At 40.8% G+C, this 25,503-nt stretch carries 24 protein-coding genes and 1 pseudogene; 15 read left to right on the top strand and 10 right to left on the bottom strand.

Features of this window, described 5'->3' with window-relative positions; genetic code table 11:
- The first annotated feature begins 62 nt into the window (after nucleotides 1-62).
- Nucleotides 63-623 carry a hypothetical protein gene (locus tag HHA43_RS00055; RefSeq protein WP_168541287.1) on the top strand — a complete coding sequence of 187 codons (561 nt, stop codon included), beginning with the start codon at nucleotides 63-65 and terminating at the stop codon, nucleotides 621-623.
- A gap of 111 nt (nucleotides 624-734) precedes the next feature.
- A complete protein-coding gene (locus tag HHA43_RS00060) occupies nucleotides 735-1,091 on the top strand; it encodes a DNA transfer protein p32 (RefSeq protein WP_168417618.1) in 357 nt (118 codons plus the stop codon).
- A 101-nt stretch (nucleotides 1,092-1,192) separates the two neighbouring features.
- Here the strand turns inward: HHA43_RS00060 and HHA43_RS00065 are convergent, their stop codons facing one another.
- Both HHA43_RS00065 and HHA43_RS00070 read right to left on the bottom strand, forming a co-directional pair.
- Nucleotides 1,193-2,044 (bottom strand): alpha/beta hydrolase, encoded by an 852-nt coding sequence (locus HHA43_RS00065; RefSeq protein ID WP_168541289.1) that lies wholly within the window; start codon nucleotides 2,042-2,044, stop codon nucleotides 1,193-1,195.
- A 213-nt stretch (nucleotides 2,045-2,257) separates the two neighbouring features.
- Nucleotides 2,258-2,743: a DUF4442 domain-containing protein gene (locus HHA43_RS00070; RefSeq protein WP_168541291.1), complete on the bottom strand. Its 486-nt coding sequence runs from the start codon at nucleotides 2,741-2,743 to the stop codon at nucleotides 2,258-2,260.
- Between the two features lie 115 nt (nucleotides 2,744-2,858).
- Between HHA43_RS00070 and HHA43_RS00075 the strand changes: the two genes are divergently transcribed.
- From HHA43_RS00075 to htpG, 5 genes are all read left to right on the top strand, one after another.
- Nucleotides 2,859-3,737 carry an alpha/beta fold hydrolase gene (locus HHA43_RS00075; protein ID WP_168541293.1) on the top strand — a complete coding sequence of 293 codons (879 nt, stop codon included), beginning with the start codon at nucleotides 2,859-2,861 and terminating at the stop codon, nucleotides 3,735-3,737.
- A gap of 107 nt (nucleotides 3,738-3,844) precedes the next feature.
- Nucleotides 3,845-5,221 (top strand): Na+/H+ antiporter family protein, encoded by a 1,377-nt coding sequence (locus HHA43_RS00080; protein WP_168541295.1) that lies wholly within the window; start codon nucleotides 3,845-3,847, stop codon nucleotides 5,219-5,221.
- A 622-nt stretch (nucleotides 5,222-5,843) separates the two neighbouring features.
- Nucleotides 5,844-6,446 carry an OmpW/AlkL family protein gene (locus HHA43_RS00085; RefSeq protein WP_168541297.1) on the top strand — a complete coding sequence of 201 codons (603 nt, stop codon included), beginning with the start codon at nucleotides 5,844-5,846 and terminating at the stop codon, nucleotides 6,444-6,446.
- A gap of 167 nt (nucleotides 6,447-6,613) precedes the next feature.
- The gene (locus HHA43_RS00090) at nucleotides 6,614-6,958 is read left to right on the top strand and encodes a lysozyme inhibitor LprI family protein (RefSeq protein WP_168541299.1); all 345 of its coding nucleotides are present in this window, start codon (nucleotides 6,614-6,616) and stop codon (nucleotides 6,956-6,958) included.
- Between the two features lie 94 nt (nucleotides 6,959-7,052).
- Nucleotides 7,053-8,969, top strand: coding sequence for a molecular chaperone HtpG (htpG, locus tag HHA43_RS00095; RefSeq protein WP_168541301.1), 1,917 nt, complete (start codon nucleotides 7,053-7,055; stop codon nucleotides 8,967-8,969).
- A 131-nt stretch (nucleotides 8,970-9,100) separates the two neighbouring features.
- Here the strand turns inward: htpG and HHA43_RS00100 are convergent, their stop codons facing one another.
- The 4 genes from HHA43_RS00100 to HHA43_RS00115 form a co-directional block, all read right to left on the bottom strand.
- Nucleotides 9,101-10,246, bottom strand: a complete 1,146-nt coding sequence (locus tag HHA43_RS00100) for a hypothetical protein (protein ID WP_168541303.1) — start codon at nucleotides 10,244-10,246, stop codon at nucleotides 9,101-9,103.
- A 105-nt stretch (nucleotides 10,247-10,351) separates the two neighbouring features.
- On the bottom strand, nucleotides 10,352-11,866 hold the full coding sequence (locus HHA43_RS00105; protein ID WP_168541305.1) for a hypothetical protein: 1,515 nt from the start codon (nucleotides 11,864-11,866) through the stop codon (nucleotides 10,352-10,354).
- 10 nt (nucleotides 11,867-11,876) lie between these two features.
- The gene (locus tag HHA43_RS00110; RefSeq protein WP_168417609.1) at nucleotides 11,877-12,056 is read right to left on the bottom strand and encodes a hypothetical protein; all 180 of its coding nucleotides are present in this window, start codon (nucleotides 12,054-12,056) and stop codon (nucleotides 11,877-11,879) included.
- A gap of 345 nt (nucleotides 12,057-12,401) precedes the next feature.
- Nucleotides 12,402-12,566, bottom strand: a complete 165-nt coding sequence (locus HHA43_RS00115; protein ID WP_168525161.1) for a hypothetical protein — start codon at nucleotides 12,564-12,566, stop codon at nucleotides 12,402-12,404.
- 373 nt (nucleotides 12,567-12,939) lie between these two features.
- On the opposite strand from HHA43_RS00115, the gene HHA43_RS00120 reads away from it, so the two are divergent.
- Nucleotides 12,940-13,140: a dodecin family protein gene (locus HHA43_RS00120; RefSeq protein WP_168417607.1), complete on the top strand. Its 201-nt coding sequence runs from the start codon at nucleotides 12,940-12,942 to the stop codon at nucleotides 13,138-13,140.
- A 102-nt stretch (nucleotides 13,141-13,242) separates the two neighbouring features.
- On the opposite strand, the gene HHA43_RS00125 is transcribed toward HHA43_RS00120, so the two are convergent.
- Entirely contained in the window at nucleotides 13,243-13,944 is a 702-nt protein-coding gene (locus HHA43_RS00125; RefSeq protein WP_168525163.1) for a DsbA family oxidoreductase, read from the bottom strand.
- Between the two features lie 207 nt (nucleotides 13,945-14,151).
- Between HHA43_RS00125 and HHA43_RS00130 the strand changes: the two genes are divergently transcribed.
- Together HHA43_RS00130 and HHA43_RS00135 are read left to right on the top strand one after the other, a co-directional pair.
- Nucleotides 14,152-14,901, top strand: a complete 750-nt coding sequence (locus tag HHA43_RS00130) for a hypothetical protein (protein WP_168525165.1) — start codon at nucleotides 14,152-14,154, stop codon at nucleotides 14,899-14,901.
- 113 nt (nucleotides 14,902-15,014) lie between these two features.
- On the top strand, nucleotides 15,015-15,287 hold the full coding sequence (locus HHA43_RS00135) for a hypothetical protein (protein ID WP_168417604.1): 273 nt from the start codon (nucleotides 15,015-15,017) through the stop codon (nucleotides 15,285-15,287).
- Nucleotides 15,288-15,415: 128 nt separating this feature from the next.
- On the opposite strand, the gene fadA is transcribed toward HHA43_RS00135, so the two are convergent.
- Together fadA and fadB are read right to left on the bottom strand one after the other, a co-directional pair.
- Nucleotides 15,416-16,588: an acetyl-CoA C-acyltransferase FadA gene (fadA, locus tag HHA43_RS00140; protein WP_168417603.1), complete on the bottom strand. Its 1,173-nt coding sequence runs from the start codon at nucleotides 16,586-16,588 to the stop codon at nucleotides 15,416-15,418.
- Nucleotides 16,589-16,600: 12 nt separating this feature from the next.
- A complete protein-coding gene (gene fadB / locus HHA43_RS00145; protein ID WP_168541309.1) occupies nucleotides 16,601-18,754 on the bottom strand; it encodes a fatty acid oxidation complex subunit alpha FadB in 2,154 nt (717 codons plus the stop codon).
- A 481-nt stretch (nucleotides 18,755-19,235) separates the two neighbouring features.
- Between fadB and lpxO the strand changes: the two are divergent.
- Nucleotides 19,236-20,172: pseudogene (gene lpxO / locus HHA43_RS00150) on the top strand (lipid A hydroxylase LpxO).
- 115 nt (nucleotides 20,173-20,287) lie between these two features.
- Nucleotides 20,288-20,704, top strand: a complete 417-nt coding sequence (locus tag HHA43_RS00155; RefSeq protein ID WP_168541311.1) for a PH domain-containing protein — start codon at nucleotides 20,288-20,290, stop codon at nucleotides 20,702-20,704.
- Between the two features lie 90 nt (nucleotides 20,705-20,794).
- On the opposite strand, the gene HHA43_RS00160 is transcribed toward HHA43_RS00155, so the two are convergent.
- Nucleotides 20,795-21,859 carry an AAA family ATPase gene (locus HHA43_RS00160; RefSeq protein ID WP_168541313.1) on the bottom strand — a complete coding sequence of 355 codons (1,065 nt, stop codon included), beginning with the start codon at nucleotides 21,857-21,859 and terminating at the stop codon, nucleotides 20,795-20,797.
- A gap of 185 nt (nucleotides 21,860-22,044) precedes the next feature.
- Here HHA43_RS00160 and uvrC point away from each other — a divergent pair, with 185 nt between their 5' ends.
- The 3 genes from uvrC to pgsA all read left to right on the top strand — a co-directional run bounded on the left by uvrC (nucleotide 22,045) and on the right by pgsA (nucleotide 25,464).
- Nucleotides 22,045-23,844 carry an excinuclease ABC subunit UvrC gene (uvrC, locus tag HHA43_RS00165; RefSeq protein ID WP_168541315.1) on the top strand — a complete coding sequence of 600 codons (1,800 nt, stop codon included), beginning with the start codon at nucleotides 22,045-22,047 and terminating at the stop codon, nucleotides 23,842-23,844.
- Between the two features lie 132 nt (nucleotides 23,845-23,976).
- Nucleotides 23,977-24,771 (top strand): thioesterase family protein, encoded by a 795-nt coding sequence (locus HHA43_RS00170; RefSeq protein ID WP_168460421.1) that lies wholly within the window; start codon nucleotides 23,977-23,979, stop codon nucleotides 24,769-24,771.
- Between the two features lie 105 nt (nucleotides 24,772-24,876).
- Complete coding sequence (gene pgsA, locus HHA43_RS00175; protein ID WP_168460419.1) at nucleotides 24,877-25,464, top strand: CDP-diacylglycerol--glycerol-3-phosphate 3-phosphatidyltransferase; 588 nt, start codon at nucleotides 24,877-24,879, stop codon at nucleotides 25,462-25,464.
- Nucleotides 25,465-25,503: the final 39 nt, after the last annotated feature.

Below are 25,503 nucleotides of genomic sequence, written 5' to 3' on the forward strand. Positions count from 1 at the left end.
AATATTTCTTATAGTGGAATCAGAACAATTTAAAAATATGATGAAAAACTAGGGGATAACACATGAAATTTACAGGTATTGTATTGGGTGTATCGGCAATGTTGATCAGCTTGCCAATTCTTGCGGCACCAATGCCGCATAGTATTGTGGTGAAAGATAAAGCGATTGTGCCTGTATTGAAAACTGAAGTGACTCGTAAAGTTGCAGGTGAGCCACCTGTACGTCATGTGGAATCGACAATTTTTGAAGTCAGTAATCAGGGTAAAGATATTGTAGCCAAAGAAGTGGTATTTGATGATGATCAAAGCCAGTTTTCAGAGAAACAGTTGGGTTTACCTGTGATTCAAAAGGGCGGTGTGATTGTTCCTACTTCAAAAATTGAGCTGAATAAAACCCTAAAACAAGATGGACAGATTCTTTCAGAAGTCAAAAGTATTGATGCGGAAGGTGTGGAATATAAGCAAGGACAAGCACCTATTCACCGTACTTTGAAGTTGGATCAGGTAAAAACACCTGAAACCAAAGAAACGATTTCTCATGCAGTTTTTACTGAAGATGGACAAACCACAAGAGATGTCATGCTTTTGGAAGAAGATGGTGCTGAATCATCTATTCAGCCTTAAGTCTTTTACAGAAATACCTTCATCTTACTGTGCTTGGTAACAGTTTTTTCAAAGTTGTTACCGCAATATGCACTAAGCTGAGAGCGAATAGACCGAGGGGGAGTAATCACCATGAAAAAAGTATTGAGTGTATTGGCAATTGCCACAGTATCGACCATGTTTATGGCAGGTTGTGAAAGCATGAGTTCTAATGACCAGCGTATTGGCGCTGCAGCATTAGGTGGTGCCGTTGGTGGCGCAGCGGGTAACAGCGTAGGTGGTAGTGTTGGTGCAGCAGCAGGCGCAGGTGCAGGTGCGGCAGTTGGAAGTAAAACCCAAGATGGTTCTAACCGTAACGCAACCTATAGTGGAATTGGCGGTGCGATTGGTTCAATTTTAGGTAAAGAAGTGATAGGTGGTAACGCAGGCGCTGCAATCGGTGGTGCTGTTGGTGGTGGTGCTGGTGCAGCGATCGAGCAAAAGCGTTAATCTGAATACGAACAGCCAAACCATCCTATTGAAGTACTTATATTTCAGTACATACAACGCAGAATCTCATGATTCTGCGTTTTTTTATGTGAGCTGAAAAATTAATGCGTTTGGATAAATTGATTGACTGCTTGAGTATAGGGATTATTTTGCCCCAATGATTTGTTGATTTCAGCATGTGAAAGTCGGACAGGCAATAATTGGGTTTGAGTCCCGAATTTTTGTGCTTGTTGAATAAATTGCCGAGCTTGAGTACAGGGTTGGTCTGCGCGGATGGTTGAACACACAGCGAGAAATGCTGGTAGAGCTTGGTGCAGCTGAGCTATCGGAGAAAGGGCTTTCCAGTTGGAGGGCTGATCACCAAAGGCTTGATCATAAAAATGAGCATGACGTGTTTGCATCATCTTTTCAATATCATAAGCCGCGCTATCTAAAGCAACTGTAGCACGCCAAGGTTTAGGCTGAGGGGCCAGCCAATGGGGACGAACGGTTAATAGACTGACCAGATGTGCGCCCGCAGAATGTCCCATAAGTACCAAGCGTTTTGAGTCAGCATTCCAATGCGGTGCCTGATTTTGGATATAAATAAGCGCTTGAGCTATATCCTGAGTTTGCTGCTGTACGGTCACATCCGGAATTAATCTATAGTTGATAGACACAAAAATCCAGTTTTGTTTGTTCCAGTAACTCAGCTTATTTTTGACCACAGCAGCATGATTTTTATCACCTATTTTCCAAGCACCCCCATGGACCATCATCATGAGCGGTGCAGGTGTTTGATCTGTGAGTACTTTGGCGGGGAAATAGACATCCATCACTTGTTGAGGATGAGGTCCATAAGCCACATTTTTCAAAGTCTGCACTTTGGTAAATGTATTAGGCTCTAAAGCATGGATAGATGTCGATGAATAAAAACAAAGTAGGGAAAAGATTGGCACAAGAATTTTTTTCATTTTAATGATCCTTGAATTTTAAATACCATCAATGTTTATAATTTTTATGATCCACTGATGTATTAACAGCAATACTTTAACTGATCCATACCTGCTAAAAAAAGAGTCGCAAAGTTTGTCGGTGACATCGATTTTTTGTCTTTGGATTAAAATGATATTTCAATACATACAACGCAGAATCTCATGATTCTGCGTTTTTATGTGAGCTAAAAATTATGTTGCTACGGCTTTGGGCTTTTTACGTCGGATATATACCGTCTTATGTACTTCGGCAATGCGTACGCCAGATTCATCCAAAATATTCAAGCTATATTGGCGTGTGATCGGTGCATAATTTTCGGTCAGTTGCTTAACTTCATTAATTTCTTCTGCGCTGAGGCGAATATCTGCATATACCGTGCTACGACCAGGGGCAAGAAATTGAATGCTCGCAGCTTTATCCCAAACTATATATTTGGAACCTAGGTGATGCATCAGAATGAGCATATAGAAAGGATCGACCATAGAATATAGGCTGCCACCAAAATGCACCCCAACAATATTTTGGTTTTTTCGGGTCAGCGGCATTTTGACCCGCACATGATATTCAGCTAAATCAATCTGATCAATTTCGATACCCGCACCGCGATAGGGCGCATAACGATTTAAAAAATATTTAGAAATAAGTGGAATACTTTGTAGTTTTTTAAGCAGATTCATGTGATTTTAACTATAACTTTCAAGTCTGGATGCCTTATATTAGTCTAAAATTTAGGCATCAATATGGCATGTTTTGTTATGCTGAGTGCAACAAAGGTCAATAAAAAGGATATTTATGCAAGCGCAAGCACAATGGATTGAAACTTCAGATAAACAAAAACTGTATGTCAAAACTTGGGGTGAGCCTCACTTACCTGCGCTGATCTTGGTGCATGGCTATCCTGATCATCAAGAAGTCTGGGAGCGGGTCATTGCGCTGTTGGTACAGGATTTTTATATTGTGAGTTACGATGTACGTGGAGCGGGGCAGTCTTTGGCACCACGTTCTATGCGTGCTTATAGCTTGCCGCAATTGGCTACAGATTTAATGTATGTGGCCAATGCAGTGTTGGGGCAGCGTGCTGCATTTCATTTGGCCGCACATGACTGGGGTTCAATTCAGTCTTGGGAAGCTGTGACCAGCTCAGAATTTAAAGGGCGGATTTTATCTTACAGTAGTATTTCGGGCCCATGTTTAGATCATGCAGCATTCTGGATGCGTAAGCAATTTGCACAGCACAAACTCAAATTTCTGAAACAAATCCGCAAGTCTTGGTATATTGCCGCATTTCAATTGCCAATGGTTGCACCTATGCTGTGGCATTTTTTTAAACCTGAGCAATGGCGCAACGTGGTCATGCGTTTAGAACGTCATACAGATATTGCTATGAATCCACATGTTGCACAGGATGGTCGCCACGGGGTTCAGTTGTATCGCGCCAATTTTATTCCACGCTTACTCAAGCCACGACCGCGTTATGCAGTTTGTCCTGTACAGGCAATTGTATTGAAGTACGACCAATTTGTGAGTCCTGAATTGGCCGATGAAATGTCACATTGGGTTGAGCATTTTCAACGGGTGGAATTGGTTGCTAATCATTGGGCAATTCTTAGTCAGCCACAAGCTGTTGCTACAGCCATCCGTGACTTTGCTTATAAGCATGAAAATCAGTGATTTTTGCCTGATCATACTTAGATTCATTTGTCGGAGTTGAATGTTTGGTCAACTCCATCATTCATAATCTCTGATAAAATAGCTTCTTTTTTAAATTTTCATCTCTTATGTTCGCAATTATTGCTGCCATCACAATCATGTTTGGATTGTCGCTGGCTCGTGTGCCTGTGGTTTTTGCCTTGGTGATTGGTGCCGTTTCTGGTGGTTTACTGGCTGGTTTGGGCTTACAAGGAACTTTAGATTCCTTTAACAATGGCTTAGGTGGTGGTGCGAAAATCGCGCTGGCTTACGGTATTTTGGGTGCATTTGCATTGGCTTTGGCACGTTCAGGTTTGCCTGATTTATTGGCCTATAAACTTATTCGTACTTTAACTGGCAGTCAAAACAGCAAAGTTCAGAATCGGGTCAAATATCTGATTTACTTTACTGTGGCTTTGGCAGCAGTGTTCTCGCAAAACCTGATTCCTGTGCATATTGCATTTATTCCTGTGTTGATTCCACCGCTGTTGAGTGTATTCAATCACTTGAATTTAGATCGTCGTGCTGTGGCATGTTTGCTCACATTTGGTTTGGTGGCAACCTATATGTTCGTACCAGTAGGTTTTGGTGCCATCTTCCTGAACGATATTTTGGCGCATAACATCAATACTTTTGGTGCACCTTATGGCTTTGCCATTCAGAATCAAGATATTCCTGCCGCAATGTTTATTCCTGTATTTGGGATGTTCATTGGGCTATTGATCGCGTTGTTTGTGAGCTATCGCAAGCCAAGACACTATCAAGATGTGCAGGTAGAACGTACCCAAAGTATTTCCAGTGAATTAAATTCAAATACAAATGAGCAAGGTACTGAAAAACCTCAGATTGCTAAATTTACCTTGTGGATGGCTGTATTTGCGATTATTGCAACGCTAGTCGTACAACTCTATTCGGATTCCATGATTTTGGCGGGCTTAGTGGGTGTTGCCATTTTAAGCTGTGCAGGAATTTTTAAATGGAAAGAAGCCGATGATGTCATTATTACGGGTATGCGTATGATGGCATTGATTGGTTTTATTATGATTGCGGCACAAGGCTTTGCCGCGGTGATTGAAGCCACCAATCAGGTACCCGCTTTGGTAGAAGCCTCTGTAGAATGGATTGGTAATAGCAAGGCTTTAGCAGCCTTTTTAATGTTGCTGATTGGTTTGCTCATTACGCTGGGCATTGGTTCATCGTTTTCGACGGTACCAATTTTAGCGATTATTTATGTACCATTGTGTTTACAGTTTGGCTTTAGCCCTGCGGCAACCATTGCCATTATTGGTACAGCCGCGGCGTTAGGTGATGCAGGTTCACCAGCCTCAGATTCAACTTTAGGCCCAACTTCAGGATTAAATATGGATGGTCAGCATGACCACATGAAAGACAGCGTCGTGCCGACCTTTATTCATTTTAATATTCCATTGATGATTTTTGGTTGGATTGCGGCCATGGTGCTGTAGTAAGCGCAGCATCTAGTTATTTTCTTTAAGTCTATCTAATTGAATCACATACAAGATTGTTCATGCTTTACGAAGCATGGCAATCTTGATCAAAATCAAAGCCACAATAAAAATTATAAATTCAAAAAAAAGAGATCATCTAACCAAATCTTTTTAGCAATCTACGTTGTTAGGCCTCATGCAATACAATTAAAAATAGATCCAATTACTGTATTACCCAATCATTATTGCAGATGATTTCTATTCTCTTTATTTACATTTACAAAATTTAAGCTGATGGAATTTTATTCTACGAATGTATTGCAATAAAGCTGAGTAAATTAATCAAATTAAAATAAATCTATGTGAATTTTAAAATAATTAAAAGGTGTATTTTAAATGAATCTTTATTAATATTTTGAATTAAAATAGAGTATTCTACTCGGAATATAATACTAAATAGTTGATAAATAAGCTTGGTTTTAAATACCAATCATTTTAGTCTAATTTAAATAAATTTATATAATAATGAATGAGTTGTAAAATAATTTAAAATATATGTTTAATATGTGTTGCATATTAATAGCAGTCATGTTTAATATTAATTAAGCGTTAAGATTTTTATTCTAAAGGTGGTTTTAAAATGTTAAAGCAAGTTGCTCTAATTGCATTAATGGGTATGTCTGCTTCTGCAATGGCAGGTCAATGGCAAGTTAAAGTTGGTGGTTCGGTTTTAGCGCCAACTCAAGATACAACAGTGGCTTTTGGCGTTGTTGCTGAAGCAGATCATGAATATGCATTTACACCATCTGTAGAATATTTCTTTAATGACAATATCTCTGCAGAGCTTCTATTGGCTACACCAATCAGCCATGATGTGTTGGTAAATGGTGATAAAGCTGCAAAAATTAAGCATTTACCGCCAACTTTAACAGCTAAATATCACTTTAAAAATTCAACCCGTTTTACCCCATACATTGGTGTGGGTGGTACAGCATTTGTTGCTTGGGATGAAAAAGGTGTTGCTAAAGACGTAAAAGAAGACTTTGGCTTTGCAGGTCAAATTGGTTTTAACTTCCAACCAGCTGATGCGAAAAACTGGGGTGTCTTCTTTGATGCACGTTATGCACAATTGAGCCCTGAAGTTACGTTAGCTGATGATACAGCTGAAAAATTGCGTGTTCAGAAGTTTGATTTAGACATCGACCCAATGGTATATACCATCGGTTATAGCTACAAATTCTAATAATTGCTAGCCCTTTATAATAATAAAAATCAGCGCAACCCCATCTTTATGATGGGGTTTTTTATTGCAAAAAATAACAAATGTGCAAAATGAAAAGATTGAGCGTATAGGCAATGTTCATTTAAATTTTGAAGAATAAAGTAGAGTATGAAAAATAAGGAAATATCATGTTTATAAAATATAGTTGGATTTTTTGTGCCTGTTTCATGCTCAGTTCATTTAGTCATGCAGCCAGTTTTTCTTGTGAAAAAGCCAAAACACAAACCGAACATGCCATTTGTGAGCACCGCGCTGTCAATGATGCCGATGTGAAAATGGCCACCACCTATCGTATAGTCAGTCGTTTAGTTGCGATGGGTACACGCTCACAAATTCGTGATGAGCAATTTCGTTGGTTAGAATTACGTGATCGTTGCGGCAGTTCACTATCGTGTTTAACTCAGGTGTATGATCTACGTCAGCAAAAATTGGATGAGCATCTGAATCGTCTCTATCAACGCGCACCTTTTTAAATTTTTCTAGATTTAGGCTTGAAAAATCAGGACATCACTCCAATTCATTAACACATCCAACAATAACCATGTTTATGAATTTAAGGAGTGATGAATGAGCGAGCATAGCCAAAAACATAGTTTCCAAGCCGAAGTGGCTCAATTATTACATTTGGTGACCCATTCTCTTTATTCCAACCCTGAAATCTTCTTGCGTGAACTTATTTCTAACGCATCAGATGCCTGTGACAAATTACGTTTTGAGGGCATCAATCATCCTGAATATTATGAAAATGATCCTGATTTACGTGTACGTATTCGTCTAGATCAAGAAAACAAAACCCTAACCATTTCAGATAACGGCATTGGTCTAAGCCAACAGGAAGCGATTGATCATTTAGGCACGATTGCAAAATCGGGCACCAAAGACTTTATGTCTAAATTAACGGGCGATCAAAAAGCCGATGCACAATTGATTGGTCAATTTGGTGTGGGTTTCTATTCAGGTTTTATCGTGGCCGATAAAATTACCGTAGAATCGCGCCGTGCAGGCCTTGCTGCAGATGAGGCAGTGCGTTGGAGCAGTGCCGGTACAGGTGAATTTGATGTTGAGCAAATTCATAAGGCAGAGCGTGGTACTGACATCATTTTGCATTTGCGTGATGATGCATTGGATTATTTAGAAAGCTATAAAGTAAAGCAGATTGTGAATAAATATTCTGATCATATTAGCTTGCCAATTCAAATGCAGAAAGAAATCTGGCAGCAAGAAGAAGTTGCTGAGGGAGAAGCACCCAAAGCTGGACAATATGTTAAAACGGATGAATGGGAAGCGATTAACTCGGCCAGTGCCTTATGGACACGTAATAAAAGCGAGATCAGCGAAGAACAGTATATTGAGTTTTATAAAAACTTAAGCCACGATTTTGATGCACCTTTGGCATGGGCCCACAACCGTGTGGAAGGCAGTACGGAATATACCCAGTTGTTGTATGTGCCAAGTAAAGCACCACACAATATTTTTACCCGTGAAGCCAAAGCGGGCATTAAATTATATGTAAAACGTGTCTTTATTATGGATGAGGCAGATAACCTGATTCCAAATTATCTACGCTTTGTGCAAGGTGTGGTTGATAGTGCAGATTTGCCGTTAAATGTCAGTCGTGAACTACTTCAAGAAAGCCGTGATGTGAAAACCATCCGTGAAGGCAATACCCGCCGTGTTCTGAACATGTTGGATAATTTAGCTAAGTCAGAAGATGAAAAAGACCAAGAAAAATTCAAGCAATTCTATCAAGAGTTTGGTTCAGTCTTAAAAGAAGGCTTGGGTGAAGACTTTGGTAATCGTGAGCGTATCCTGAAATTATTGCGTTATGCGACCTCGAATAATGATGAAATGAGTACATCATTGGCGGATTATAAAGCGCGAATGAAAGAAGGCCAAAAAGCAATTTATTATGTAACGGCTGATAGTCTGAATGCTGCTAAACACTCACCGCAACTTGAGTTATTTAAGAAAAAAGGCATTGAAGTGTTGTTAATGGCAGAACGTGTAGATGAATGGGCGATGAATTTTGTCCAAGAGTTTGACGGTACGCCATTGCAAAACGTATCTAAAGGGGCGGTCGATTTAGGTGACCTGCAAGATGCCGAAGAGAAAAAGGCTTTAGATGCGGCAGCGGAACAATTTAAACCAGTGATTGAACAATTGTCTGCATCTTTAAGCGCTAAAACCAAAGAAGTACGTGTAACTACACGTTTGGTAGATTCACCTGCATGTTTGGTAACAGGTGAGGGCGAACTCTCGCCACAATTGATTCGTATGTTGAAAGATGCAGGTCAGCCTGTACCTGAGAGCAAACCAATTTTGGAAATCAATCCTGAGCATCCATTGGTGCAAAAGTTGCAGGCTTCAAATCAGTTTGATGATTTGGCACATGTGATTTTTGATCAGGCTGTGATTGCTGAAGGTGGTTTACCTGAAGACCCTGCTGAATACGTGAAACGCATTAACAGTTTATTATTAAAATAAGTTGTTAAAACGCTGTTTTAAACTTGATTCACTGTGTGGTATGCAGTGAATCAGTGGAAAAGACCAAGCCCTGATGACATCAGGGCTTGGTCTTTTTATGGGAGGCTGTAATATTTTAAGTCATAGATCGTTTAGAAAATTGCCTCTAAACGAACTAAAGCCCCTAAATAATGATTACGATCTTCGCGATCATCATTCAAATAATTGACATCGCCCTGAATAAAGAACCATTCACGTAAAAAAGGTTGGCGCCAAGAAACAAACGGCCCCCAACTGTTTAAACGTAAGTCATCATCATGGTAATAACCCCCCGTATAAACGCCGTAGTTAAAGCGGTTGCCTGCAAAGAATTGGTGTTGTCTAAAGGTGTAGTTATCCCAGCGTAAATCATCCTCTTGTGCATCGGCATAAGTCAGGCTGAATTGATTGGATAAAAAGGCATGATCAGGACGCGCATGGATAAGTTCTAAGTTGGTTCTGAGATAGTTTTCGCTGTCGATACCATAACGATAAATTTGTTCGGCATGGAACGAGAAATCATTTTCCAGCGTCCAATCTTTAGAGGCTTTTAAACGCACATAAATATCATCGCCTGAACGCACCCCTAAATCGGCATCAGTCTCGAAAGGCAGATGTTCGGCAAAGTTAGACCAACGTAAGGCTAAAGAGCTGTTATCTTCACGGCTACGTTTACCATCTACTGTTTTGTCTTCAGCATTGGCAGGGTTTTCATTGGTTATGGCGACGTTATTTTGCAATTCGTTATCGAGAGAGTCATCACCAAAAACCACACTGAGTTTCTTTTCAAGCGTGGGTAAATCGATTTTACCTCGAATACGTGGTTTAACCTCATAATCATTATATTTATCCCAACGGCTATCCACTAAAACACGTAACGTAGCAGATGCTGGTTCTTCAGGACTTGGCTCGCCAAACCAGTTGTCAAGTTTATGTGCTGTTTTATCTGCCCAAAGACGAATCTTTTTTTGGCGTTGATCAAACCATGTTAAATGCTCAGTATCAGCTGTGCTGGGTACAATCGGGTCATTGGACTGTTCAGGTAAAATGGTAGGTGTTGCATCCACCCAACGTGGAATAGTGTAATAAAAACTGTTTTTTTCTGCCGAACTTGGTGGAACCACAGGCAGTTCATAAGGTGGTGTTGGTGTAACTGTATCTACAGTGATTTGGTTAGATTCTTGGGCAAATGTAATGCCAGTAACCCCACTCAAGAGACAGCTTAATATAAAGGGTGAAGTATGCTTTATTCTTGACATTATTTACTGATCTTTAAGCTATTTTCGTTAGTGTTGAAAATCTGTCAGATAAAAGCAAGCCCTAGCTACAAAATCATAATACAAAGGTTTATTTGAGTATCTGTTTTAGTTTTCTTGATGCATTTGAATCGCTTGGCAGAGTTGTAACGCATCAATGGGTTGTTGTAATTGTGAAATGATTTTTTGAATCATTTGCCAGCTAATACCGTGTTGACGGTCAAGTAGGATATGCGGAACGGCTTGCTCTGTGCGTGAGAGCTGCAAGCGCTTTTGCCCATGAATCAGGCGATTTTTTTGGCGCTCTTTCAATAAAATTAATGGCGTCTGACTTTGTGCTTCACTTTCTTCAAACTGAATAAATTTTGTGGCGTGAACATGTTGTACCGGAATAAAAGGAAAATAATTTTCTTGTTGCCAGACCACTTGTGCAGTATGGCTATAACATTCAAATAAACGATCAAAGTCAAATAAATGAGACTGTAGTTTTTCCCAAGATATTTCACGGACTGCAGCAAGTTCATGTTCAAACTGATCACAAAAACTGCGCATCAGCCGAATGGCCTGCATTTGATCTAAAGCACCAAGCAAGACCACATATTTGACGAATTTCCCATGAAGATCGGTTTGTTCAGCTACATAGACAGCACGAGCCAAAACCTGTTGTTGATCTTCTTCTGGCGTAGACAGATGCACCACTACATCGGCATATTGAGTGAGTTCAGGAACTTCGGGAACAAACACCCGATATAGCTCAGCGGATTCGTTTTGCACTAAGTTTAATGCGGAAATTGGGCAATCATATTGATTTAATTGCAAAATTTTTACTTTATTTGAGCTTGGTTTTACAATTGCTGTAGCTTGAGCAGTACTCAGTAAGGCTGATGTGGTATCAGTGCTATTGTTTGCTTCGCTTACTATTGGCGTCGCCATAACTTGATTTTCAATAGGCTCAAGTGCCATTTCTGGCGGGCTATCTTCCGTAGGCTCTATTTGCAGAGAGTCAGCCTTAGAGACAAGTGTAGGTTCTATGATCAGATCAAAACTAATTATGTTCTCCGTTGTGCTACTTGTATCTACTTCTGTCACAGCCACGGGTGGTAGAACTTGTGGTATCTGTTGCTCTGCTACTTGTAATTGAGTAAGTTGTGCCGCTTGGTTCAGTTCAGCATCTGTTTTTAGGCAGTTGTATTGTTGCTGTTGTTCTAACAGCCAGCGATACGTCTGTTCTAAATCTTGAAATTCACTCAGTAATGCGCTGCGATGTTCTGCAGGAATTAACCAAATTTGCCAACCTGTACGGGCGTGATACAGCATCGCCCAGCCAGACTCAGGTTGTTGATACAGTGCAGTTTCCAATGCTTCAACTTGAGTAAATATCCCGCGGAAAGACTGTGCATATAAGCTTTGTTGTGCAAATTCTTGCGCCGTCTGAATAGGATCAAGCTGTGTTTTAAACGCGAGCAATTGTTTTTGAAAAACAGGTTCATCACAACGCATAAAAATTTCTTTGATGCGTGTTTTAGCTTTGGCTGTTTCGTACAGACTTAATTTTTTAAGCGATAACGCACTGGTTAAATCATGTAATTCTTTAATAAGCAGTGATTTTTCTAATGTATTCATAGATGCACACTTAAATATGTTGTTGCGCTTTTTCTAAATAGCTGGCTAAGACGATATTCAAGGCCAACTCGATCAGTTTATATTCAGCCGATTGTGGTTGAGGGTAGCGCTTGGCTAACTCAACCAAATGATTCACATCAATGTCTTGTGGTGAAATTTTCTTTTGTATAAGTGCTTGAAGTTGTTGCATAGGCATTGGCTAAAGCAATGAAAACAAATCAGTTTAATTATAGGCATTTAATAAAAAAATACATGCAAAAAATTGTCAGCTTTTGTGCTTTTTTTGACATTATTGACAAAAAGTGCGGTGTTTCTATAACAAATATTGAAAATTTTCTGAGACTGAATGCAAAGCATGGCTTTAAAAAGCCAATTTGAACTTAAATAGGATGAGATTTAACTTATATTCAGTTTGAAAGCAGCTCTCTTTTATTTCACTCAGCATATAAAAAAAGCAGCTGATGACAGCTGCTTTTTGGGAGAGAAAAGAATGGGAGATAAAATGGTTTGTTACGCCATGCAGTAACTAGAAAACTTAGGCTGCTTTCTTGTCTGCTGTTTCTGAGGTTGCTGCTTCAGAAGCAACGGTTTCAGTCGCAGCTTTTTTTGTAGGAAAATCGGGTACATGTACAATTTGAGCTGAAACATTTGCAGCCATAGCCAAAATTGAAACCACTAAAACAGATTTAAGCATATTCATGAGAATGTCCATTCAACATTTCTATGTCTATACATAGAAAGGGGAGGTGAGGGAGATAAAGTGAAATAAAAAATTCACATGAATCATAACAAAGTTTGAAATTTACAAAATGATCGTTTCGGCAATTTTTATAAAAATAACAATATAAAACAATGTATTAGAGTTTTAACTCTAGTTTTTAGTGCTGCTTTAAGTGATTGAGATATTAACAAAATTCAATTTTAAGCAAATGTAATAACAGAAAATTTATGTCAATTTTTGGCACTGTGAAAACATGTAATGTTTTGGCTGTGATTGGTTAAACAATAGCAAAAATGCTGCATTTTTATTCTATGATGAATCTGCAATAACGATAAAGGACAGTGAGACCATCATGGCAATTGCAAAAGTAGTAGAAGTTAATTCAAGTAGTGCAAAAAGTTTTGAAGATGCCATTCAGACAGGCATCGCCAAAGTGACGGAAACGGTTAAGAATGTCCAAGGTGCTTGGATTAATGAACAAAAAGTGGTGATTAAAGACAATAAAATTACTGAATATCGTGTAAATTTAAAAATTAGCTTTTTGGTTGAATAATATTTAAATCGCTTAAAAGCACAAAAAAATCCCGTTTCGGGATTTTTTTGTAGGTCTAAGTTTTTAGAAATAGCGCTATTTAGCATAGCCTATATTTCATACTTAAGCTTTAGGCTCAGGCAAATCACACTGTTCGCTATCACAGCTTGCAGCATCTTCAATGTCTAGATTTTGTGCTGTTTCTAAGGCTTTTTGCATGACTTGCAAAAACACTTCACGGGGTTGTGCACCTGCCAAAGCAATACGTTGATCAAATACAAAAAATGGTACACCTGTGACTTTCAATTGATCACGGGCAACTTCTTGGTCAAATTTAACAAAATCTGCATACTCATCTGAATTGAGCACATCATCCACTTCTACGGGATTTAGACCAATTCGTGCTGCCACATCTTCCAGTGTTTCACGCTCACCAATAGCAAGACCTTGCGTCATATAACTATAGAAAAACGCTTCTTTGGCTTCATTGCCCAAGCCCTTACTTTGCGCCAAATGCACCAAGCGATGTGCGTTAAAGGTATTGCCTGAATTGGCATTTTCCCATTGAAAGTCAATGCCTTCAGCTTTGGCCATTTCAGCAATATTGCGTTGCATGTCTTCAACTTCGGCTACACTACGACCATATTTTTGTGCCAAGCGTTCAGAATTGGAAACTTCCTGACGAGGTGGGGCATCTGGATCAAGTTCAAAACTGTGCCAGTGCACTTCTAATTCCACACCTGCCTCTTGAGCTGCAGCTTCTAAACGTTTTTTCCCGATGTAGCAAAAAGGGCAAACAATATCTGACCAAATATCAACGCGCATGAAAAATCTCAAATTCTATTTTTTACTAAGATGGGGATGCTGTACAAAATTTAAAGCAGCAAGTTAAAGGAAACTTGTTTTTGAGTGTCTGGTCAAATAGAAATTGGTATATTCCAATAGCTTAGTAATAAAATAAGTATGAAATCTATACAAATGTGATGGGCTTCACGGTAAGATAAAGCAAATATTAAAAATAAGAGGGCACTCATGCGACGGATAGTGCTAATCATTGGATGTGTAACGGTTATTATTTTTGGGTGGATGTTTTATCAATACAGCAGTCAGCAAAAACAAGTGACGCAATTACACGCCTATCAAAACGTGATTTATGAAAAAGCGGAACAGATTTTTGTACAGGCACAGGATTGGTCTAAACCGATTCAGATTAATGTACAAGACTCACGCTTAGAGGGTGATTATCAGGTCATGGCCAGTTTTGTGCTGAGCCATATGGTACAAAGTGCTGAAGCTAGAAATAGCTATTTGCGTGAACTCAAAGCTTTAAATTGGGATCAGTTTTTAGATCCACAGCGTTTGGCTGAAGATAAAAAACAGGACTATGCTGACACCGAAGCCATGCTGGCACAAGTACGTGCTATGGTGGAATTGTATCAGGAGCATTTAGAACAACATGAAGCAATGGCATTGGAGCAAATTGAGGCCTTGCCCATTGACAACAGTTTACGCCGTCATTTGGCAGAATCTTTAATTGAAAGCCGCCATAATGATCAGGGACATGCTTTGTATGAGTTGGAAAAACAGAACTTGGGCAAAGCTTATGTGTTATTTGCCATTTTAAAAAATAATAAATGGGAGCTGAAAAATAAGACTTTCATGTTTTATGAAGATGCACCATTAAAAGAATTTAATACAGTTTATCAAGAAATTGTGCAATTAAATCACCAAATGCAGCAAATCAGTCAGCATCATCAACGTGCTTTGCAAGCCAAGTTATAGTGCAGTTGTTTTAAACACTTACATCAAATTGTCAAAAGAATGTCATCTGCTGTTCAACTGTCTTGCCTAGACTGAGCCTGTTGATTTAACAGCTTGGTATAGGCAGGTTTGAGATGAACAACATTCAAGTCTTTGATGACATTCAACAACTGTATTTACAATTTCTAGAAAATAGAAACTACCCTAAACTGGAAAACTTAAATAATTGGGGAAAAAACCGTTTCTTTTTCAATCAGCACTTTCATTTGATTGAAGACTGGCATCAAACTGAACAAATCGTGATTGAATTTAATCAGCAATATTACTGTCTAGATACAGGTAGTGCGCCAGACTTTATGGATAAAGACCGTTATATGACTTGGTTGATGGGGGAGTTGCTGATTTAGTTGCGTGATCAAGCATTTATATTCAAATATAACTATGCAAAAGAATAAAATCTTAAAATTATAAATTCTGAAAACAATAAAATAAAAATCCCCGCATATTGCGAGGATTTTTTATTGCTTAAAACAAATTACACACGTTCAATAATGGTCGCGATACCTTGACCAAGACCGATACACATGGTCGCAAGACCGATTTGCGTATCTTGTTGTTCCATTACGTTTAACAACGTAGTGGTAATACGCGCACCTGAACAGCCCAATGGGTGACCGAGTGCAATTGCACCGCCGTTCAAGTTAACAAGGTCTTGCTTGTCATAAATGCCTAAGCCTTTCAGTACAGACAAACCTTGTGCAGCAAATGCTTCGTTTAATTCAAAAGTTTGAATGTCGGCAATTGATAAGCCTGCACGCTTCAGTGCTTTTTGCGTTGCAGGTACAGGGCCGTAACCCATGATAGCTGCATCACAGCCTGCAACTGCCATAGAGCGAATCACAGCACGTGGTTTTAAACCTAAAGCTTGTGCACGTTCAGCAGACATAAGTAGCATTGCAGATGCACCATCAGACAATGCTGAAGATGTTGCTGCAGTTACTGTACCGCCTTTCGGATCAAATACAGGGCGTAACGCTTGGAATGCTTCAAGGTTGGCATCAGGACGAATTACCTCGTCAATGTCGCAAAGCTGTTTAAAGCCGTTTGCGTCATGACCTTCAATGCCAATGATTTCGTTTTTAAAACGACCTTCCTGCGTTGCAGCCCAAGCACGGCGGTGAGATTCCACACCAAACGCATCTTGCTCTTCACGCGAAATACCATTCATACGGCCCAACATTTCAGCAGTTAAGCCCATCATGTTAGATGCTTTGGCATAGTGCTTAGATGCAGCAGGGTTGATGTCGATACCGTGCATCATGCCTACGTGGCCCATGTGCTCTACACCACCAATGATGAAAATATCACCTTGATTAGTTGCAATTTGTGCCGCAGCCGTGTGGATGGCTTGCATTGAAGAGCCGCACAGACGGTTTACAGTTTGACCTGCAACAGTTTTTGGAAGATCAGCCAATAACGCAATATTACGGCCAATGTTCATGCCTTGTTCTAGGGTTTGGTTGACACAGCCCCAGATCACATCTTCAACTTCGTTAACATCAAACTGGTTACGAGCAACTAAAGCACGAACCAATTCAGCCGATAGGCTGTCAGCACGTACATTGCGGAACATACCGTTTTTGGTTTTACCCATTGCTGAACGTACGCCATCAACGATGACAACGTCACGTGGATTTAAAGTAGCCATTCACGTTGCTCCTTAACCGTAGAATTTTTTGTTGTTAGCAGCCATGTCACGCAACATTTGTGGCGCTTCATAAGCTTTTCCTAAGTGTGCATATTTGTCGCAAAGTGCAACGTATTCAGCAACACCTGTTTGGTCGATGTAACGGCATGGACCACCGCGGAATGGAGGGAAACCTACACCCATAATCATGGCCATATCTGCTTCAGATGGTGTTGCCACAATGTTGTCTTCTAAGCAACGAACAGTTTCGTTACAGAAAGCCAGCATCATACGGTCAATGATTTCTTGTGCATCAAATTCACGTTTTTCAGCAGTTGCAACAGATGCCACAAGCTCGTATGCAGTTGGATCAACCACTTTGGCTTTTTTGCCTTTGCGGTCCAATTCATATTTGTAGAAACCAACGTCATTCTTTTGACCAAGACGTTTGTTTTCGTACATGACTTGGATTGAGCCTTTATAGTCAGGCTTCATGCGGTCAGGGAAACCTTCAGCCATAACTTCTGCACCGTGAACGCCCGTGTCAATACCGACCACGTCCATTAAGTATGCAGGACCCATTGGCCAGCCGAATTTTTCCATGACTTTGTCGACTTGTTGGAAGTCTGCACCGTCTTTAAGTAATAAGTCGAATGCACCGAAGTAAGGGAACAATACGCGGTTTACCAAGAAGCCTGGGCAGTCGTTTACAACAATTGGTGTTTTACCCATTTTTTGAGCAAGAACAACAGTGGTAGCAATCGCTTCAGCAGAAGTTTTTTCACCACGGATCACTTCAACCAATGGCATCATGTGCACTGGGTTAAAGAAGTGCATACCGACGAAGTTTTCAGGACGCTCTAGGTTTTCAGCCAAACGTGTGATTGAAATGGTCGATGTATTCGATGCAATAATCGTGTTTTCACGTACTTTAGATTCAGTTTCTTTGAGTACAATGCCTTTGATTTTTGGATTTTCCGTCACGGCTTCAATCACGATATCCACTTCTTTAAACTCGTCGTAGCTTAAAGTTGGGCGGATGCGTGCCAAAGTTTCACCCATTTTTGCAGGGGTTAACTTTTTGCGTTCAACTTGTTTGGTCAATAAGCCATTGGCTTCTTTCATACCCAAAGCAAGTTGAGGATTACCAATGTCTTTCATGATGATTGGTGTGCCTTTGCTTGCCGCTTGGTAAGCAATACCACCACCCATGATACCCGCGCCTAGCACAGCCGCTTGGTTGACAGGGTGTGCACCTTTTTCATATTTCTTAGAAGTTTTCTTCACCACTTGGTCGTTGATGAATAAACCAATCAACGCACCTGCTTGTGGTGTTACAGCCGCTTTAGCAAAGCCTTCAGCTTCAGCTTTAAGTGCTTCGTTACGTGGTAAACTTGCACCGGCTTGTAAAGAATCAAGCATCAATTTTGGCGCAGGGTATTGTGCAGGGTTTGCTTTTGCCAGTACCGCACCTTTTGCTGTGTTGAACGCCATCATTTGTTCAAGTGGGTTCAATTTAACAGGGTCTAATTTTTCCTGACGTTTTGCTTTCCAGTCCAAACGACCTGCAATGGCTTGTTTAACCAAGTCAAGCGCAGCATCTTGCAATTTGTCTGCAGCAACTACGGCATCTACAGCACCATCTTTGAGTGCTGCATCTGGACGTTTAGGGTTCGCCATTGCCATCCATTCAACGGCATTGTCGATACCAATAACGCGGCTTAAACGTACCGTACCACCAAAGCCTGGGAAAATACCCAGTTTAATTTCTGGTAAGCCCACTTGTGCTTGGTCAGACATCACACGGTAGTCACATACCAAACACATTTCAAAGCCACCGCCCAATGCCATACCATTGATTGCAGCAACTTTAGGAACTTCTAAATCTTCAAAAGCATTGAAGATGTCGTGAACAGGCAATGCCCAATCCACAATTGCTTGTTCGCCTTGAGCGAAGTTTGCACCAAATTCGGTGATGTCTGCACCTACGATGAAGGTCGATTTAGCTGAAGTGACAATTAAACCTTTTACTTCGCTGTTTGCTTTAACAGCTTCAATTGCAGCTTTAAAGTCTTCAATCGTTGCACGGTTAAATTTGTTGACCGACTCACCTTGTAAGTCAAAGCGGAATTCTGCAATTCCGTCCGAAAGCATTTGGACGGTAATGGCATTGCCAGCGTGGATCATGCCTGATCTCCTTTATTTTGGAGGACTTCTAAGTTGATGTTATGAAGCGTGTGCGATAGTCCTGCACACATATATGCCTCGCTAATCTTACGATAACTATATCGAAAAAAAATATAGCAAGTTGTATCAAGCCGTGACGCAAGGGTCATGATTTTTATCGCAGCATTGAATTGCTTTTTGACCTAATTTTAAAACTGTTTTTTTAAAGTTCTATGAAAGTGTTTGTTTTCTATTTTATTTTTAATTTTGAACAGTTGCAGGTGAATCCTTGAAAAGCTTAAAAATAATACAGTATTGCGATGCTATTTTCGGCAGAAAAGTCAATTCACGGTAATTCCAGCAAAACTTTGAGCAGTATCTGTAGAAAAAATTAGCAGCTGCAATGCTGTGTTCTATTTTTGGATATGACCGCTTGCGGCAAATTGGCTAAAATATTCGGCATTTTAAATTTTGAGTTGTGTTCAACAACTTTGGTTGTTCTATGTTGAAGTGGATTATTTTGGCGATTTTTATCGCTTCAGCGTTGTATATTCAACAGCGTGGTAAGGTGCGTCATAGTTTTTATCGTCAGTTCTTTGACCATTCTACGATTTTGGCACCGATTAACTATTTAATGTATCTGTTTTCAAAAGTGCCGAATCAACCGTATATCGACACGCAGTACTTTCAAGATTTAAAAGTACTGGACGAAAATTGGGAAATGATTCGTGATGAAGCCAAGGCTCTGTATGAGCAGGGTGGCATTAAAGCCTCAAGTACCTACGATGACTTGGGTTTTAACTCATTCTTTAAAACAGGCTGGATGCGCTTTTATTTAAAATGGTATGACTCGGCACATCCATCTGCAGCAGAATTATGCCCAAAAACCACAGCTTTATTAAAAACCTTGCCAAGCATTATTAAAAACCTTGCCAAGCATTAAGGCAGCCATGTTTACCGAGCTTGCACCTGACAGTCGCTTGGTGCGCCATCGTGACCCGTACGCAGGTTCATTGCGTTACCATTTGGGACTGATGACACCAAATGACGCGCGCTGCTTTATTGATGTAGATGGTGAGCGCTATTCATGGCGTGATGGTGAAAGTGTGGTGTTTGATGAAACCTATATTCACTATGCCGAAAATGGCACTGATCAAAACCGTATTATTTTCTTTGCCGATGTTGAGCGTCCGTTAAAATCGCGCTTGATGCAAAAGTTTAATCACTGGTTTGGTAAGAATGTCATGACTGCAGCCAGTTCTCCAAATGAAGCCGGTGACCAAACGGGCGGCTTAAATAAAGTCTTTGGTTATGTTTACCAAGTGCGTTTAAAAGCCAAAGCTTTAAAGGCCAGAAATAGCCGTTTGTATTACTTTCTAAAATGGTTTTTGATGTTAGGTATTTTCTTCCTAATTTTTATTCGTCCTTATCTGTTTTAAATCATCACAACGCCTTTCGGGGCGTTTTTTTATGGCATTTTTCCATAATTTTAGCGTCAAGCTTCAATTTCACGCTGCTTTTATGTATAGAATGAAGCAACTTAGGGGAAAATTTATGCAAACGTTTCGTTCTAAAAAAGATTGGTGGGTCTTGGCCTTTGTGATTTGTATGTCAGGCTTATTAATTCAATTATTGCTGACCATGTATGCCAAAGGCACGATGCCTGCATTTCCAGTACATACGGGGGTATATATCATCACAATTTTTGTGTTGTGGTGGCCTATTTTTAATACTCGCTATCAGGTCGATGCAGAACGCTTGCAGATTCGCTGTATGTTTTTAAAGTGGGATATTCCACGTGCCAATATTCAGAGAATATCTAAAACCAATAATTCTGTGGCATCACCCGCCTTATCTTTAAAACGTTTAAAAATTGATTATGTGCAAGCAGGGCAGTCAAAATTTGTCTTGGTTTCGCCTAAAGATCAAGCCAAGTTTAGTCAGGCATTGGGAATAGAAATTATTGACTAATCTACAGAATTTGAAAGTATCGCCCCATACACATCACGATATATAAATGTCAAAGCATTGAGGATGAGCATTATCATCCTCAACCAAAGATCAATCTATTTGAATGTGTAATGCGCCTGCGTTGCAATCCAGACACAGCTTTGTCCGTTCTGGGTGGCTTAAAAAATACAACGCTAAAATGGGTTCTAGCTCGGTACGGATTTTGCGCCCCAAATGCCGAGCGCCGTAACGAATATCATGCCCCTGATAAAAATATGCTTTGGCTGCAGCTGTCAGCTGAACTTGGCGCTGTTGATGTTGCAGGCGATGATTTAATTTTTCCAACTCAATTTCAACCAGTTGAGGTAAAGCATCGGCAGATACAGCCTGATAATGCAAGCTGCGGTCAATCCGATTTAAAAATTCAGGGTCAAATCTGCGTTGCATGACTTTTTCAATGATTCGTTGAGTTGGCATGCGTGTTAGGCACAGTTGCTGCAGCTTTTGCGGCAACAAATTTAGTTTATCCAAGTATTGCTGTGCAGCCTGTGCCCCCACATTGCTGGTCATAAAAATCATGCAATTGCGAAAGTCGATGGTTTTGGTGCCTGCGGTCAACGTCAGTTTGCCTGTATCCAATACATTCATTAAGCCACGGAGTACTTCAGTTGACGCTTTTTCCAGTTCATCAAACAGCATAATGCCTGGACGGGTATGTGAGCCTGCAATGGCTGTTTCGTCAAATAAACTGTGTCCTTCTTTGGAGCCGACGTAACCCGGTGGTGCACCTGTCAGTGCTGCAGCATAATGTTCCTGCGCCAAGGTATTCATATCAATACGGCAGAAAGCATCGGGACGGCCGTAAATGGCTTCAGCTATCAGGCGTACTGTTTCAGTTTTTCCCACACCTGTTGGGCCAAGCATTAAGGTCACAGAAAGTGGTCGTTCTGTGCTGGAAAAATCGGCCTTGACCACATACAGCATTTTTTCAATTTCATTCAGTGCAGCATCTTGTCCAATAATCCGCTGACGCAACAACTGCATGACGTGCGCAGGTTCAAAATGAAAGCGTGGTTGACCAATCAGGCGATCTTTTTCAGAGTTGTGTGGATTAGGACGGGTGGGTTCGGAGGTCGCGGGTTGAATAATATGTAGGCCGTGTTGCGTGGTCGTCATCCTGCACCTTTGTTTTGCTGACAAGATGCCTGAGCATAGCAAACCTTGTGTTGTGAACTAATCGCTTTTAGCACTGAGTTGATTGTTTTTGTGGATAGATCCTGTAATTGGCTACAGGATAAAGCTTGAAAAAGTCAGCTGAAGCATCACATCATGTAGACAATGCAGCGATTATAGGATGACTCGTGAACCCAAACGCACGTGAGCATATTGAGAAAATTTTGGCAAACATGACCCAGTTGCCTGGGGTGTACCGTATGTTGGGTAAAGACGGAGAGTTGTTGTATGTGGGCAAAGCCAAAAACTTAAAAAATCGTGTGTCGAGTTATTTTATTAAGACCATTGAGCATCCGAAAACTCAAGCCTTGGTTGCACGTATTTATGATATTGAAACTTTGGTGGTGCGTTCGGAAACTGAGGCCTTATTGCTTGAACAAAATCTGATTAAGCTGCATCGCCCACCGTACAATATTATGCTGCGTGATGATAAGTCTTATGTTTACATTTTTGTTTCAGCAGATCAGCCATACCCGCGTATTGCCAGTGGACGTGGCAAAGGCAAGCATCAGGTCGGGAAGTTTTTTGGGCCTTATCCGAGTGCCTATAATGCTCGTGATACTTTGGTGGTGTTACAAAAGTTGTTTAATGTGCGGCAGTGCGAAAATAGTTATTTTGCCCAGCGGCAGCGCCCATGTTTGCAATATCAGATCAAGCGTTGTTCGGCGCCGTGTGTGGGACTCATTTCACCTGAAGAATATAAAGAAGATGTCAATAATTCGATCCGTTTTTTACAGGGCGACAGTAAAGAGCTGAATCAGCAATTGATTAGCAAAATGGAAGCCGCTGCCGAAGCATTGGAGTTTGAAAAAGCGGTCTTTTACCGTGACCGTATGGCATTGCTACGTGATGTGCAGGCACAGCAAGCCATTTACAAACTCAAAGGTGAGGCCGATATTATTGCCATTGCATATCAGGCAGGGGTGACCTGCGTGCAAATTATGCATGTGCGAAATGGCAAAATGCTGGGTGGGAAAAGTTATTTTCCAGACATGCTAGGTGATGATTTAGGGCAAATGCTGGCCGACTTTATTGCCAACTTTTACTTTCAGGTGGCCGATGAAATTCCAGCTGAATTGATTGTGAATGTGGATGTAGCAGATTGCAAAGAGCTAGAACAAGCCTTACAGCAACACTTCGATAAAAAAGTCCAGATTAAGCATAAGGTGCGTGAAACCCGTGCCGAGTGGCAAGAGCTGGCGCAAATGAATGTGCAGCATGCCATTAAAGGTAAACTGGCCAATCATTTTGAATTAAATGAGCGTTTTTATCAACTTGAGCAAGTGGTTGGACGGCCTATTGATCGAATTGAATGTTTTGATATTTCACACACTATGGGCGAAGACACGGTGGCATCTTGTGTGGTGTTTGACAGTGGCGGCATTCGCAAACGTGATTATCGACAATTTTCCATTCAGGATATTCAGGCGGGAGATGATTATGCCGCCATGCGTCAAGCACTGACCCGCCGTTATAAAAAAGCCATGTTGCCCGATTTATTGCTGATTGATGGCGGCAAAGGGCAGTTGAATATGGCGATGGAAGTCATGCAGGAATTAGGGCTAGATGCCTTTATGATAGGGGTGTCTAAAGGTGAAGGACGTAAACCTGGGTTAGAAACCCTACATTTTACCGATGGCAATAAAATTCAGTTGCCTGAAGATCATAAAGCCTTGCATCTGATTCAGCAGGTACGTGATGAAGCACACCGTTTTGCGATTACCAAACATCGTGCCAAACGTGATAAAAAGCGTGGTTCATCGGTACTGGAAGTGATTCCGGGTTTAGGGCCAAAACGCCGTCGTGATTTGCTCACGCATTTTGGTGGCATTCAAGGGGTACTTAAAGCCTCTGAAAAAGAGCTGACCTTAGTGCCAGGACTGGGCGAGGTGATGGCACGTACTATTTATAAAGTGCTGCATGAGTGATGGTTTTATCCATAAAAGCAGTATTTCTGCAAAGGTAAATAGCAAAAAAGCGCATTGACTCTGCCGTCATTGAACATTCACATCCAATCGAAACGCTGTAATATCGACAACATCATCGCTTAAGGAAAAACCATGTCGTTGCTACAGACCTATCAGGCCATTGCCGAACAAGAATGGATCGATATTCCGCAGGGTTGGTTACAAGGACGCACCATTTATGGTGGGTTGGTGGCAGGCTTGATGATGCAAAAAGCTCAGTATTGTATTGCTGATCCTGAAAAGCGCTTACTCAGTAGCAGCGTGACTTTTGTTGGACCTGTACAACAAGGTCGGGCACGTCTTACAGCTGAAATTCTGCGGCAGGGTAAGTCAGTCACTAGCATTGAGGTGCGTTTGTGGCAGGATGATGCCGTACAAAGCATTTTGATTGCCAGTTTTGGCGTAGCACGTGAATCTAGTATTGTGGTGCAGCAAGAACGTACTGCACCAAACTTTGCACCTGTCAGTGAATTACCCGTCACGCAGCATCACCCCCTAGCACCTGAGTGTTTTCAGCAAATGGATTTGGTCTGGGCAGAAGGGCAATATCCATTCAGTGCCAGCCATAAACCTGATTTTGCAGGGTGGATGCGCTTTAAGCCTGAACAGCACAGCAATCGCGCCATGAATATTGCAGATTTAATGGTGGCATTTGATATGTGGCCACCTGGGGTATTGCCGATGTTTAGTCAACTTGCACCTGCCAGCTCTTTGACGTGGCATGTAACCTATGTCAATCCTTTGCAAAATCAGTTACATGACTGGATGAAATATAAAGTATTTACCGATCATGCCAGTCATGGTTATGCCACCGAATACGCACACCTTTGGGATGAGCAGAATCGTTTGATTGCAATTGCCCGACAGACCATCACCGTGTTTGCCTAGTGACACATTCTGCCATTTCGTATAAAGTGAAGCCTATTCATGATGACAAATCCTCAAAAAACTTGTGAATGAACAGCGTATAGAGGGGAAACATTGGCGGTGTCTATGACAACAGGTCGTATCCTGAACATTCCAAATATATTAACTTTGGCTCGAATCGCCTTGATTCCTGTATTTTTGTTGGTGGCTTATTGGCCGCCTGCAATGGGCGTAAATGGTTACGATGGTGGTATGACACGTCATATTCTGCTGACTTCTATTTTTGTGATCGCTGCTGTTACAGATTGGTTTGATGGCTATTTGGCACGTTCTTTAAATCAGACTTCTGCATTTGGGCGTTTCCTAGACCCTGTAGCAGATAAACTGATGGTGGCTGCGGCATTGATTGTGTTGGTGCAATGGCAACCCACTATTTCTATGGCTTTTGCTGCGATTGTAATTATTTCTCGTGAAATTACTGTATCTGCATTGCGTGAGTGGATGGCCGAATTGGGCGCACGTACAAGTGTGGCCGTGTCTACTGTAGGTAAATACAAAACTGCATTTCAAATGATTGCAATTTCAGTATTTTTATTGAACTGGCAACCTTTAGAAATGTTGGCGTATTTACTGCTTTATACCGCTGTGATTTTAACGCTTTGGTCGATGTTTATTTACTTAAAAGCCGCTTGGCCTTATTTGAAACAGCCTTAAAGCAGGCTTTACACAGAGCTTCCTCATAAAAAAGTGCTT

The sequence above is a fragment of the Acinetobacter sp. A2 genome, assembly GCF_012371325.1.
GTDB lineage: Bacteria > Pseudomonadota > Gammaproteobacteria > Pseudomonadales > Moraxellaceae > Acinetobacter.